A 12,020-nucleotide genomic window follows, 5' to 3' on the forward strand; every position below is an offset into this window, starting at 1 on the left:
GAGGGTATGTGGTTACTCACCTTAAACCCAAACTCACTCAATCACTTGCCGCTTAACATGAGTTGTGGGCTGGGGTTTGGTTTACCTCGGTTGGGGGGAACCCATTGTATACTTTCTGGTTTTGACCACTGCTTCTTTAGTACACTACAATCGTGCTTATCCTCAGCTGTGAGAGCATGGGACAAGCATGCAGCTAGACCCAGTGGCGTTTTTGAACCCTTAAATGGTAATCCAGCGCAAAAAAATGCTGCTGCCGAAAATTTCATCCGAGAAATCTTTAAAGATCCTAAAGTAGTTCGAAACGATTTAGGTGGTGGTGCGTTTGAATATCGTTTGCCTAGTGGAAAAGGCGTTAGATATAATGCGGATGGCTCATTTAATACTGTGCTAGACCGAAAGAAGGCAATAAAATGAAAGATAATAAATTAGAACTATTTTTTTCAAGTCCAATGGAATATGAGAATCTAACGTTAGAGGTTCAATTAAATTGGGAGCGGGTTGCAGAAATTAATCAAGATAAAGGTGTAGATAATTTAGAAATTGAACTATTTGGTTCAGATTTATCCCACGGTTTTACAGCTAAAATGCCTTTAGATGATCTAATTTCAATATTGATTGAAGCCAGAGATACATTAAAGAAACAATGAATTTTTACTGAATGAGTAAAAATCCTTGCTCTACACAGGGATCTGAATTAACGGTCTTACTCGCTGTCAGCTAACGGGATGATTAGCTGTCTGGTTTGGAACGTGAGGGGTAGTGGCTACCTTAGGGAATATTCGGTATGGCTGCTGAGATTTACGAAGGTAGCATTACTGATTTACCAAACGCAAAAGCGAAAAAGAAAAAATAATTTTCTTTAATCGCATAGATAAACAGTATCTCTAGTATGCTGTTTATCACTAAAGCGAATTGAAGCCAATGTGGAAACTCATTGGCTTTTTTTGTTTTTGTGAATATAAACAATTAGTCACATGTTTCTGTTCTATTATTGATTAAAATAGATATTAATCATTTTATAAGTAATACGCTTTTAATTTTAAATGGTCGAATCTTTATTAATGATAACGGTTAGTTGACTATAAAAATATTAAATTCTAATTTCTTTATTCTGTTTTTTATAACTAATAAGGAAGTTAGTTTATGGATGGTGTGACAGACCTAGGTACAATAACGGTATGGGGAAGTAACCCTAGACCGCATTTCAATGATTGTTTTAATAATTATGATAATGCTCATGAAGATATTGATTTAACTGGGAGGTATGAAAAATTAAAAAGTATTTTACATGAAAATCTTTATGATAATATAAAACTAGCTGATATCCATGATGATGTTAATAATCACAAAATCGATGCTTTTCAAGATTATCTACTACAATTAAAAATGATTTAAAATCTAAACAAATATCAATTGAAAATAATTTAATTACCTTAAGAAAGGATATTGCGGAGATTGAAAAATCGCCTGGCTGGAAATTTATCATTGATCCACAAAAATATCCTTGTACATACAAATGGCATTTTCAATCTTCAGACTCCTCAAATTTAAAAATTTCAGCAATCTTTAAATTTCGCACAATTGAAGATAGGGACAGGCTCCTCGCAGAGGATTTTGACGATAATATATCCGGTATACCGAGATTTCCTTTTGATAATATAGATCTATATATAGATGCGGTTAATAAGCGAGCTGACCGTGATGCTAGAAATCAATTGCTCGAAATTAAGAGACAACATAAAAGTATCACGGATAAAATTCAGTTTAATTTAAATGAATTAAATAAGCTGAAAATAGCCCAAAGTAGTGTATTTGCCGTTCCCACACCGAATGTTCCTACATTATCTCATGGCGTTGGTTTAAATACGCAAGCTACACAAACGGCAAACAGCAACATAGTCAAAGGTGTCGAAAATACCTTAGGTAATATTCGCGATGGCCTAGCTGAAACGTTTGATTGCTCTTTTGGCATGAACTGCTCAAATGATTTAGATAAAGCAGCAAAAAATCCAAATATGGGAATGGAGTTATCTAATTCAGAAAAAGCAAAATTAGGTGGTAGTACTTCTGGTACACCGGATGGTTGGGAGCCAGAGGATGAGGAACATGCTCGCCATAAGGAACAGCAACAAAAGAATTTTGAAGAATTAGCGAGGGTTTATGATAAAGACTCGCCTTCTCAGACTATAACTATTGACGGTCAAACAATTAAACAAGGTGTAGGAGGAAATCGTTATTCAACGAGGATTTATGATAGTCAAAACTTAACAGGCCAACAGATATATAATTATGCTGAACAATTAGCTGCTCAACCCCTAACTAAGGTAAAAGATGGTATTTATACTGCCAAACTAACTGATGGTACAATGATAACCCTTAGGAGCGTATCTAGTTCGGCAGCACAAACAGGTGCTCGCTGGACAGTCCAAATAAGAAATAATCCAACTTTACGCCAAGTAGAGAACGGTCTTGGAAGAAACGCAGAGATCAAGTTTAGGCAATAAATAAGATGATATCAAATATTGAATATAAAACTATTGCTGAATACGCTGAAACCCAAGCCCTTGATGGGTTATGGGCGTATCTCACGCCAGATATGCTTCCTTCGCTCCATGCTATGTATGATAATTTTCCTTTTCAGGAAAGGAAAAAAATATTTTTTTGGTTCTTAGACAAGTTACTACGTGATGGAAAGTTAAAATTAGCTAAGTATGGTAAATTTTTAAGTGGTTCAATAGATGAACAATTACAGTGCTTCTATACTGCATTTCCAGAAACAGAAGAGCAATTAATTGATCAGTTTTGGTTTTTTGATGAAGAATGCCCTGGCGGAGCCGTTTGGATACTTAAAGATGGGACAGTAGAATGGACGTAGAACCATCAAGGGCAGATTCTATCTATGGAATGTTTAATTCCAGAACGGCTCCAAGCGAGCATTGATGAGTTAATACAGAAAAGCATCACCGTAATTTCACAAAGTGAAACCTTTGGGCGGCTGGTTGATAGAGAAATTAAAGTCGTGGAAGGCTAGTTTTGAGGCTGCAATTAACAGGTTATCCTCTAATATGGAAAAAGTTGTGCATTTTGATGAAATTATTAGTGATGCAAAAGGGCTATGGCTATCAGGGTTGTTTGGTTCAATCGTTGGTTGGAATCCAAACAAATCTTTCTATGAACATAGGATTATATTTTTCTCTATGATAAAAGCGTTATTAGATGAGCAAGTAATTAAATTTTGTTCTCCAGATGACCCTTTAGGTAGAGTTGTTCCGTATTGGAATGCTAATAGTCAAGAAATTGTTAATTATCTTGAACAGCACTGGCCTGAAAATGCTAAAGCAAAAGATGATGACGACTTGAACTTCTATTTTTATGAAATGCCAGCGATTTTATGGAAAGATGAATCCGGAAAATATATGGGATCCTAAATTTTCTATCTGAGCTGGTTTAAGTTCGTTCCTCTCATATACAAAGAATTGCTTAATTATCCAGATAATCAACTGCCTGTAAGGCATCTTTAATTTATTTAAACTGAATAGCCACCGACTTGATAGACACCTTTAAGTTAGACGATATAGCTCTTCTTTCAGAAAAACCACAGGTACCTAAACCGGGAATTAGTGGTAAAGAAGGAGCTAAAGATGTACCTAGTTGGGCTAAAGGAGAAAAACTATTAGTGGGTGAAAATGGCAATAAATTTGCCGAAAGGTTACTAGATGCTAAATACGGAAAAGGTAATTCATTGGAATTTATTCAAGTTTTGAACTTGCTCAAAAGGCTCAAGACAAGGTATCTAATCAACCTGGATTCATAGATTACCCTGATGGGTTTAGTATTAGTGAAGAAGTTCTAGATAGAGATGGTTGGGTTGATGGTTTTGTAGTTTAAAGTAATTAAAGAGAGAGTCCAGTTCTGTGCAGGGATCTCCTTAGCCGCTTTACTCCCCCTCAGCTAGCCGTATAATCAACAGTCTGGAGGGGGAGTGGCTACCTTAGGCAATACGTGATGGCCTAGCGGAAACGTTTGATTGCTCTTTTGGCATGAGCTGCTCAAATGATTTAGATAAAGCAGCAAAAAATCCAAATGTTGGAAAAGAGTTATCAAATTCAGACAAAGTAGAGGTAGGGGCTCTAGGGCAGGAGGACCGGAGGGGTGGGAACCTGATGAGTTCTCTATAAAAAATAATGGTCTTCCTTCTAAAGAAGAACTAAAGCAAGCAGCATCAGAAATCAATCGCAATGGTTTAACAAATGCTGGCAGAACGCTCCAAAAGCATGGGGGTAGGGAAGGATCTGCATACTCATATTCCAACCAAAAAGCTTCAGTATTGAATCAGGAAGCTAGAGCATTAATCGATGAAATATTAGATAATCCAAATGTAATAATAAGACCTAGAACTATTTATGAAAATAGGAAAAGAATTGAAGTGATTGATGCTAAATCACCTGATGGTCGGGTATTAAGATTTAGTATAGATGGTAAGAAATTTATTGGTTTTAGAGAGCCATAATGTTTGCAAATGATTGATGGGGGGATTTTATGTTGGAATACAGTGTTGGAAGTTCTTTAAGCCGAGATGATTTATATGCTGAGCTCTCCTTTAATGATGTTCAGTGGGGGGAAATTTCACTGTCTGAAGATAAGAAAGAGGTAAAAATTATTATTTATCCTGACTCGGATTTTTTAGAATTTAATTACAGTGAATTTTTATTATTGATAGAGAAAGCTAAAGATCATCTTTTACGTTTAGAACCTTTAGTTTAATTTCCGCATAAGCAGGTTGGTTCCTCCATTTTTAGCGTGGGGGAACCAAAGTGGCAGAGTCATTAATGTGAAAATTAAATGTGGTTGGAGTAAGAGGTGACTAGGCTTAATTATAGTATTAGTGATAAACAGACGAGCAAATTTATAAGCTTATTAACTTTAGGTGTATTAACTGCATTAGATAAAAATTTGATATCGATTGATGAGGCAGAAGGATTTGTTTTCAAACCTTATTTGGCTAAACTACTCGAACAAATGGGTTCAGATGAAAAATTAATAGGGATAATTAACCTAGGTTGCGAATTGGACGATGTTGAATGTTTAATTCCAGAACAGCTCCAAGCTAGTATTGAGGAATTAATACAGAAAACCATCACAGTAATTTCACAAAGTGAAGATTTTGGTCGGTTAATTGATAAAGAAATTAATATTATTGATGACTAACTAAATGTTTAGAAATATAAATTAAAACATTTGAAAAGAACATAAATGAAATTAAGAATGGTAAAGGTTAAAATATGAAAATAGAACTGAGTCTACTGGAAGAGGCTATAGTAGCCATTTTCAAAGAGATGAAAGTACAGGGAATGGATAATATAGACTTAGATGCAGATTTTTATTGGAATGTGCCTTCTGAATCTATTTATGATATTTACAATGAGCCTACTCAGTTAGATATTGGGCAGTTAGAAGCTGATTATGAGATGCTATGTAAAGCTAAAGAAAATGAATTACTTATAAAGTATAACTTAAAAAATATATCAGCCATTCTTCGTTATTTATCAGAAAAACACGCAATATGATCTGACTTGATGATACTAAAGGTGTAAGCAAACGCTGGTTTGGCTATTGTTTACACCTTATCTACATCTACTAACTTTCAATCATTCGTGTAGATAAAACAAAATAATACATATCAATAAGAAAGCGCTATGGAACTAAAACCTACTGCAATTTTAATTCATGTACCTGATGTTCAAGCGGGATTGGCTTGGTATCAGCAAGCTTTCCCACAAGCAAAGGCAGAATACTTGCCTGAATTTGATTTTACCTTACTGCATGTCGGAGACTTCACGATAGAAGTGGTGCAAGCGGATAAAAAAGTCAGTGAGGGTAAAAAAGGGACTGTATTGTATTGGCAAGTCGATGATTTTGATTTGGCTTTTGAGCATTTCACTCAACTAGGGGCAAAACTGTATCGCGGGCCAATGTTAATAGATGGTAACAATCGAATGTGCCAACTTGAAGACCCATTTGGCAATTTAATTGGTTTAAAAGGGAAGTAAAATCCATTAAAACATTTAAATAAATTAAAACCAATCGCAATGATTTACCTTATCAATTAGTAATATAAATAAAATTGCGATAAAAAATATAATTTGTGATAGCTGATGAAAAAAGGCACTAATTAGGGTGCTTTAAATTTTAAAATGCATTATAAAACGTATGGTTTTTTCGGCGTTTTACGATGATTAATAGTATCTTAAGCTGAAAAATAGCCAGTAATGAAGTGTTAAGGCGTAAAGTTAGTAGTTAAATGTTGCTTTCTTGTGAATGAATTAACATTACGTTTAAATTCTGCTATGCTGATCGCCCGAAGCTGGGCATAATTTTACCGCCATTGAGATTATGCGAGCAAATTCCTCTGACCTGGCACCGGATGATAATTTTGTCAGTATGGTGCAGAGAGCCGGGTATATAAATAACAAAGAAGCGAGGAGAACGTCGTGCTAGAAGAATACCGTAAGCACGTAGCCGAGCGTGCCGCTCAAGGGATTGTCCCTAAGCCATTAGATGCGTCACAAGTAGCTGCACTGGTAGAGTTACTCAAAAACCCACCCAAAGGTGAAGAAGATTTCCTGTTAGACCTGCTGACCAACCGCGTCCCCCCTGGTGTTGATGAAGCAGCGTACGTAAAAGCTGGATTTTTAGCCGCGATAGCTAAAGGCGAAACTTCCTCTTCTCTTATCTCCCCTGAAAAAGCCATTGAACTGTTAGGTACTATGCAGGGTGGATATAACATTCACGCACTAATTGAAGCGTTGGATGACGAAAAACTGGCGCCAATCGCCGCTAAAGCACTTTCCCACACCTTACTGATGTTTGATAACTTCTACGACGTAGAAGAAAAAGCGAAAGCGGGAAATGTTCACGCTAAACAAGTTATTGAATCATGGGCGGATGCCGAGTGGTTCAAAGAGCGTCCTGCGTTAGCTGAAAAAATGACCGTAACTGTGTTCAAAGTTACGGGTGAAACTAACACAGATGACTTATCGCCAGCGCCTGATGCATGGTCACGTCCAGATATCCCATTACACGCGTTAGCAATGCTGAAAAACGCACGCGATGGTATTGAACCAGACGATGCGGGTAATGTTGGTCCAATCAAGCAAATTGATGCATTAAATAAAAAAGGCTTCCCATTAGCTTACGTGGGTGACGTCGTCGGTACCGGTTCTTCTCGTAAATCAGCCACTAACTCCGTGCTGTGGTTTATGGGTGACGATATCCCATTTGTGCCAAATAAACGTGGCGGTGGGGTGGTATTAGGCGGCAAAATTGCACCAATCTTCTTTAATACGATGGAAGATGCGGGCGCATTACCGATTGAAGTGGATGTTTCTAAACTGAATATGGGCGATGTGATTGATATCTATCCATTTAAAGGTGAAGTTCGTAACCACGAAACGGGCGAACTGCTAGAAACATTTGAATTAAAAACAGATGTGTTGATTGACGAAGTGCGTGCAGGTGGTCGTATTCCGCTGATTATCGGCCGTGGCTTAACCAATAAAGCACGTGAATCACTGGGCTTAGAAGCGACAGATGTATTCCGTCACGCGAAATCCGTTGCACAAAGCAATCGTGGTTTCTCATTAGCACAAAAAATGGTTGGTCGTGCTTGCGGTCGCCCAGGTATTCGCCCTGGCGAATATTGTGAGCCAAAAATGACCTCTGTAGGTTCACAAGATACAACCGGGCCGATGACCCGTGATGAACTGAAAGACCTAGCTTGCCTTGGTTTCTCAGCAGATTTAGTCATGCAGTCATTCTGCCATACAGCAGCGTATCCAAAACCTGTTGATGTGACAACACACCATACCTTACCTGATTTTATCATGAACCGTGGCGGTGTTTCTCTTCGTCCGGGAGATGGTATTATCCACTCATGGTTAAACCGTATGTTACTGCCAGATACCGTTGGTACAGGTGGTGACTCACATACGCGTTTCCCAATTGGTATTTCATTCCCTGCGGGTTCAGGTTTAGTCGCATTTGCTGCGGCGACAGGTGTTATGCCACTGGATATGCCTGAGTCAGTATTGGTTCGCTTTAAAGGTGAAATGCAGCCGGGTATCACTTTACGTGACCTCGTTCATGCAATTCCACTATATGCAATCAAAGACGGCCTATTGACCGTAGAGAAAAAAGGTAAGAAAAACATTTTCTCTGGCCGTATCTTAGAAATTGAAGGCTTACCTGAGCTGAAAGTCGAACAAGCGTTTGAATTAGCGGATGCGTCAGCAGAGCGTTCAGCGGCGGGTTGTACTATCAAATTAGATAAAGCGCCAATTATCGAATACCTGCAATCGAATATCGTTCTATTAAAGTGGATGATAGCCGAAGGTTATGGTGATCGCCGTACTATCGAACGCCGTATCAAAGGAATGGAAAGCTGGTTAGCGGACCCACAACTGCTGGAAGGTGATGCAGATGCGGAATACGCGGCAGTGATTGAAATTAACCTCAATGATATCAAAGAGCCAATTCTGTGTGCACCAAATGACCCAGATGATGCACGTTTATTGTCTGATGTGCAAAACGAGAAAATTGATGAGGTCTTCATCGGTTCTTGTATGACAAACATTGGCCACTTCCGTGCAGCAGGTAAGTTATTGGATTCTCATAAAGGCCAATTACCAACACGTTTATGGGTTGCGCCGCCAACTAAGATGGACGCAGCGCAATTAACCGAAGAAGGTTACTACAGCGTGTTTGGTAAGAGTGGTGCACGTATTGAAGTTCCAGGGTGTTCATTGTGTATGGGTAACCAGGCGCGTGTAGCTGACGGAGCGACGGTCGTTTCCACTTCAACGCGTAACTTCCCTAACCGTTTAGGAACAGGTGCGAATGTTTACCTCGCATCAGCAGAACTGGCAGCGGTAGCTTCTTTGTTAGGTCGTTTACCAACGCCAGCAGAATATCTGCAGTTTATGGATAAGGTCGATGAAACAGCGGCGGATACATACCGTTACCTGAACTTTGACCAGTTATCACAATATACCGAAAAAGCGGATGGCGTGATTTTCCAAACAGCGGTGTAATAAGGTAATATTAATAACGGAGGCTCCTAATGTTAGGGGCCTTTTTAATTGGGTGTATTTGCTAAATATATTCAGAAATTTCGATTAAATTTAAATCGACATCACGTAAGTAAATAGATCTAATTGCTCCAGTTGCACCAGTCCGATTAACTGGCCCTTCGATAATTTTTACACCTTGTTGTTCAATATGCTTTTGCACATCACACAGCGGTATATCGCTAATAAAACATAAATCGAGCGCACCTGGTACAGGCAAGTGGGCTTTGGGTTCAAATTCTTTTCCATATTGGTGGATATTGATTTTTTGCTGTCCAAAACATAACGCATAACGCTGTTCACCAAAGGTAATAACTTCCATTTTTAACACCCGTTGGTAAAAGTCAATGCAGGCATCAAGGTTAGTTGTGGTTAGCACTATATGGTCTAAGCGATTGATCATTAGAGCTCCTATTGTTTTAATTATGAATATTTTAATTATTTTCTTATTTAATATTAAGTGAATTACGTAGCTTATGTGTTGAAATCGGTGCTTTACTCAATTTTATTTTTTCTGTTGGTAATACCTCTCAACAAAGCGGTTTGACTCGCGTTATACTAGGTTCAATAACGCAAGAGTAGAGGGACTGCATATGGACTACCAATTTTTCCAAGATATCACCGGAGCTATCTCCGCTAAATTCTCGATGGATCATGAGGCTATTGGATATTGGCTTAATGAAGAGGTTAAAAACGACCTTAGTCTGTTAGATGCTATTGAAGAAAACTACGAAAAAATTAAAGGTAGTGAAAAACAATGGGAGCTTATTGGCCACGAATATACATTGTTGCTTGATGATGAAGAAGTGATGATCCGCGCCAACCAATTATCATTTGAAACTGAAGGGTTGGAAGAGGGAATGAGTTATTATGATAATGAAAGTGTTGCATTTTGCGGCACTGATGACTTTCTGTTAATGTTAAAAGATTATCGTCTTTTTGTTATAGAAAATAGATAAAATAATTTTATTTAGTGATTTGTTTTGTATTTCAATAAATCACCGCTATTATTTGCAGTGTACGGCCAGCCGTTAAACGCTTAGTTAAAGATTAATTGGCTGGGATTAATTTTGATAATTGGATTTTAAAGGGCAATATATATGAATACTGATGATGTTACAGGCGCGTTGAATGAAGCAACGAATTGGTTTGTGGCAAACCAAGATCTGTTAGTTCAGTATGTTGTAAATATCGTGTCTGCTATCGTTATCTTAATTGTCGGGATGATGATTGCAAAATGGGTCGGACGTGGTTTGCATCGCGTGATGACTATGAAAGGCATTGATTCAACAGTGAGTGACTTTTTATCAGCGATAGCGCGCTATACCATTGTTGCATTCACCTTAATTGCTGTATTAGGGAAAGTTGGCGTACAAACAGCCTCTGTGATTGCGGTAATGGGGGCGGCCGGTTTAGCTGTTGGCTTAGCATTACAAAACTCGCTGGGTAACTTTGCCGCAGGTGTGTTGCTGGTGGTATTTAGGCCACTAAAAGCGGGGGAGTATGTTTCAATTGGTGCCGTTGAAGGTACAGTACAAAATGTACAAATATTTTCAACTACGCTAAGAACCGCAGATGACCGTATTATTGTTATTCCTAATGGAAAGATCATTGCCGATAACATTATTAATACCAGTCGTGAGCCTAACCGTCGTCAAGATATTATTGTAGGTGTTGCTTACGATTCTGATATTGATGTGGTGAAAAAAGTATTAGGTGATATCGTCGCCGCAGATAGCCGTATTCAGCATGCTAAAGGCGTTACTATCCGTTTACATGATATGGCACCATCGTCATTAAATTATTTAGTGCGTTTTTGGACCACCAATGGTGATGCATGGCCTGTGTATTGGGACTTGCTAGAAGAGTTTAAGCGAGCATTGGATAAACATAATATTGGTATCCCATTCCCACAAATGGATGTTCATGTTCATAAACAAAATGCGCCTACCAAGCAAGATTCTGCAGAGTAATATTTAGAAAGTCATATTCAGCAGTTTCACTGAAAATAAGAGCCTGTCTTCGATGGGCTCTTATTCATTTCTCACCCCTATATTTTTCTTACCGAGCCGTTTTTAGTTATAAGTGATACTTATGACCTATTAGACTTAATCATTTCAACTAATGATTTTTTCTCGTTAATATCCATGCATATTAATTGAATAAAAAGTTGGAATTAATGCATGTTTTCGATCTATTTACAGGGTGCACTGTTGGGTGCAGCGATGATATTACCTTTAGGGCCGCAGAATGCTTTTGTCTTACAACAAGGAAGCCGGAAGCAGTTTCATTTAATGAGTGCATTATTATGCGCTTTAAGTGATACCGTTTTAATTATCGCAGGTGTTTTTGGTGGGAGCGCTTTATTAAGCCAGTCTGAAATATTAATGCAATTGATTACATGGGCAGGCGTAGCATTTCTTCTATGGTATGGCTATGGTGCGTTTCGGACAGCACTCAGCCCTGATGAGGTCATACTTCAAACAGAAAGCCGTGCTATCACAAGATGGAAAGTGATTGTCACACTATTTGCCGTCACTTGGCTGAATCCTCATGTTTATTTAGACACTTTCGTTGTATTGGGTAGTGTGGGAGGCCAATTAGAAAGCCAGCTGAGACCTTGGTTTACGGCTGGAGCATTAACGGCTTCTTTTGTATGGTTTTTTGCGTTAGCGATACTTGCAGCTTGGTTTTCACCCGTGTTAAATAAACCGCGTTCACAGCGCATTATTAACATTTTTGTCGGTAGCGTGATGTGGTTTATTGCATTTCAACTCGCTATACAGGGGCTTAAAGGACTAGGTTTGCTTTCTCAATAACAATATATCTTCAACAGACAAGCAATAACGTTTAATTTCTCATTATTCTGACTGTACTTTTTGTTTCATGTGTTAC

General features: G+C 38.3%; 18 protein-coding genes and 1 pseudogene. 18 read left to right on the plus strand and 1 reads right to left on the minus strand.

Annotated features, from left to right (window positions below):
- The first annotated feature begins 6 nt into the window (after positions 1-6).
- The 15 genes and pseudogenes from P3L44_RS06315 to acnB all read left to right on the plus strand — a co-directional run bounded on the left by P3L44_RS06315 (position 7) and on the right by acnB (position 9,089).
- A complete protein-coding gene (locus tag P3L44_RS06315; protein ID WP_272662110.1) occupies positions 7-414 on the plus strand; it encodes a hypothetical protein in 408 nt (135 codons plus the stop codon).
- A complete protein-coding gene (locus tag P3L44_RS06320) occupies positions 411-647 on the plus strand; it encodes a hypothetical protein (protein WP_004265618.1) in 237 nt (78 codons plus the stop codon). Before P3L44_RS06315 ends, P3L44_RS06320 begins: the two co-directional genes overlap by 4 nt.
- A 134-nt stretch (positions 648-781) precedes the next feature.
- A pseudogene (locus tag P3L44_RS22105) lies at positions 782-853 on the plus strand (dihydrolipoamide dehydrogenase); the annotation flags it as partial.
- Between the two features lie 290 nt (positions 854-1,143).
- A complete protein-coding gene (locus P3L44_RS06325; protein ID WP_272662111.1) occupies positions 1,144-1,395 on the plus strand; it encodes a hypothetical protein in 252 nt (83 codons plus the stop codon).
- Positions 1,396-1,715: 320 nt separating this feature from the next.
- Positions 1,716-2,504, plus strand: a complete 789-nt coding sequence (locus P3L44_RS06330) for a hypothetical protein (RefSeq protein WP_272662112.1) — start codon at positions 1,716-1,718, stop codon at positions 2,502-2,504.
- 5 nt (positions 2,505-2,509) lie between these two features.
- The gene (locus P3L44_RS06335) at positions 2,510-2,875 is read left to right on the plus strand and encodes a DUF596 domain-containing protein (RefSeq protein WP_094962980.1); all 366 of its coding nucleotides are present in this window, start codon (positions 2,510-2,512) and stop codon (positions 2,873-2,875) included.
- A 24-nt stretch (positions 2,876-2,899) separates the two neighbouring features.
- A complete protein-coding gene (locus tag P3L44_RS06340) occupies positions 2,900-3,031 on the plus strand; it encodes a hypothetical protein (protein WP_255254425.1) in 132 nt (43 codons plus the stop codon).
- Between the two features lie 34 nt (positions 3,032-3,065).
- A complete protein-coding gene (locus P3L44_RS06345; RefSeq protein ID WP_094962981.1) occupies positions 3,066-3,428 on the plus strand; it encodes a hypothetical protein in 363 nt (120 codons plus the stop codon).
- Between the two features lie 119 nt (positions 3,429-3,547).
- Entirely contained in the window at positions 3,548-3,814 is a 267-nt protein-coding gene (locus P3L44_RS06350; protein ID WP_094962982.1) for a hypothetical protein, read from the plus strand.
- Positions 3,815-4,327: 513 nt separating this feature from the next.
- A complete protein-coding gene (locus P3L44_RS06355; RefSeq protein WP_272662113.1) occupies positions 4,328-4,510 on the plus strand; it encodes a hypothetical protein in 183 nt (60 codons plus the stop codon).
- 29 nt (positions 4,511-4,539) lie between these two features.
- The gene (locus P3L44_RS06360) at positions 4,540-4,764 is read left to right on the plus strand and encodes a hypothetical protein (RefSeq protein WP_004261965.1); all 225 of its coding nucleotides are present in this window, start codon (positions 4,540-4,542) and stop codon (positions 4,762-4,764) included.
- Between the two features lie 96 nt (positions 4,765-4,860).
- Positions 4,861-5,208 (plus strand): DUF3969 family protein, encoded by a 348-nt coding sequence (locus P3L44_RS06365; protein WP_102137412.1) that lies wholly within the window; start codon positions 4,861-4,863, stop codon positions 5,206-5,208.
- Between the two features lie 74 nt (positions 5,209-5,282).
- On the plus strand, positions 5,283-5,567 hold the full coding sequence (locus P3L44_RS06370) for a hypothetical protein (protein WP_094962985.1): 285 nt from the start codon (positions 5,283-5,285) through the stop codon (positions 5,565-5,567).
- 129 nt (positions 5,568-5,696) lie between these two features.
- Positions 5,697-6,050: a VOC family protein gene (locus P3L44_RS06375; protein WP_140171007.1), complete on the plus strand. Its 354-nt coding sequence runs from the start codon at positions 5,697-5,699 to the stop codon at positions 6,048-6,050.
- Between the two features lie 441 nt (positions 6,051-6,491).
- The gene (gene acnB / locus P3L44_RS06380; RefSeq protein ID WP_140171005.1) at positions 6,492-9,089 is read left to right on the plus strand and encodes a bifunctional aconitate hydratase 2/2-methylisocitrate dehydratase; all 2,598 of its coding nucleotides are present in this window, start codon (positions 6,492-6,494) and stop codon (positions 9,087-9,089) included.
- A gap of 61 nt (positions 9,090-9,150) precedes the next feature.
- On the opposite strand, the gene P3L44_RS06385 is transcribed toward acnB, so the two are convergent.
- The gene (locus P3L44_RS06385; RefSeq protein WP_140171003.1) at positions 9,151-9,528 is read right to left on the minus strand and encodes a VOC family protein; all 378 of its coding nucleotides are present in this window, start codon (positions 9,526-9,528) and stop codon (positions 9,151-9,153) included.
- Positions 9,529-9,718: 190 nt separating this feature from the next.
- Here P3L44_RS06385 and P3L44_RS06390 point away from each other — a divergent pair, with 190 nt between their 5' ends.
- The 3 genes from P3L44_RS06390 to argO all read left to right on the plus strand — a co-directional run bounded on the left by P3L44_RS06390 (position 9,719) and on the right by argO (position 11,944).
- Entirely contained in the window at positions 9,719-10,084 is a 366-nt protein-coding gene (locus P3L44_RS06390) for a YacL family protein (protein ID WP_140171001.1), read from the plus strand.
- Positions 10,085-10,225: 141 nt separating this feature from the next.
- Entirely contained in the window at positions 10,226-11,098 is an 873-nt protein-coding gene (mscS, locus tag P3L44_RS06395; protein WP_140171000.1) for a small-conductance mechanosensitive channel MscS, read from the plus strand.
- Positions 11,099-11,308: 210 nt separating this feature from the next.
- Positions 11,309-11,944, plus strand: coding sequence for an arginine exporter ArgO (gene argO, locus P3L44_RS06400; protein WP_140170998.1), 636 nt, complete (start codon positions 11,309-11,311; stop codon positions 11,942-11,944).
- Positions 11,945-12,020: the final 76 nt, after the last annotated feature.

Origin of the sequence: Providencia sp. PROV175, from assembly GCF_032707045.1 — a bacterium.
Lineage (GTDB): Bacteria > Pseudomonadota > Gammaproteobacteria > Enterobacterales > Enterobacteriaceae > Providencia > Providencia hangzhouensis.

Bases quoted from the DNA above. Each gene is read 5' to 3' on its own strand.
- P3L44_RS06335 (WP_094962980.1), top strand. From the start codon at position 2,510: ATGATATCAAATATTGAATATAAAACTATTGCTGAATACGCTGAAACC.
- P3L44_RS06360 (WP_004261965.1), top strand. From the start codon at position 4,540: ATGTTGGAATACAGTGTTGGAAGTTCTTTAAGCCGAGATGATTTATAT.
- P3L44_RS06325 (WP_272662111.1), top strand. From the start codon at position 1,144: ATGGATGGTGTGACAGACCTAGGTACAATAACGGTATGGGGAAGTAAC.
- P3L44_RS06320 (WP_004265618.1), top strand. From the start codon at position 411: ATGAAAGATAATAAATTAGAACTATTTTTTTCAAGTCCAATGGAATAT.
- P3L44_RS06345 (WP_094962981.1), top strand. From the start codon at position 3,066: ATGGAAAAAGTTGTGCATTTTGATGAAATTATTAGTGATGCAAAAGGG.
- P3L44_RS06375 (WP_140171007.1), top strand. From the start codon at position 5,697: ATGGAACTAAAACCTACTGCAATTTTAATTCATGTACCTGATGTTCAA.
- P3L44_RS06340 (WP_255254425.1), top strand. From the start codon at position 2,900: ATGGAATGTTTAATTCCAGAACGGCTCCAAGCGAGCATTGATGAGTTA.
- mscS (WP_140171000.1), top strand. From the start codon at position 10,226: ATGAATACTGATGATGTTACAGGCGCGTTGAATGAAGCAACGAATTGG.
- argO (WP_140170998.1), top strand. From the start codon at position 11,309: ATGTTTTCGATCTATTTACAGGGTGCACTGTTGGGTGCAGCGATGATA.
- P3L44_RS06370 (WP_094962985.1), top strand. From the start codon at position 5,283: ATGAAAATAGAACTGAGTCTACTGGAAGAGGCTATAGTAGCCATTTTC.
- P3L44_RS06390 (WP_140171001.1), top strand. From the start codon at position 9,719: ATGGACTACCAATTTTTCCAAGATATCACCGGAGCTATCTCCGCTAAA.
- P3L44_RS06385 (WP_140171003.1), bottom strand. From the start codon at position 9,528: ATGATCAATCGCTTAGACCATATAGTGCTAACCACAACTAACCTTGAT.
- P3L44_RS06315 (WP_272662110.1), top strand. From the start codon at position 7: ATGTGGTTACTCACCTTAAACCCAAACTCACTCAATCACTTGCCGCTT.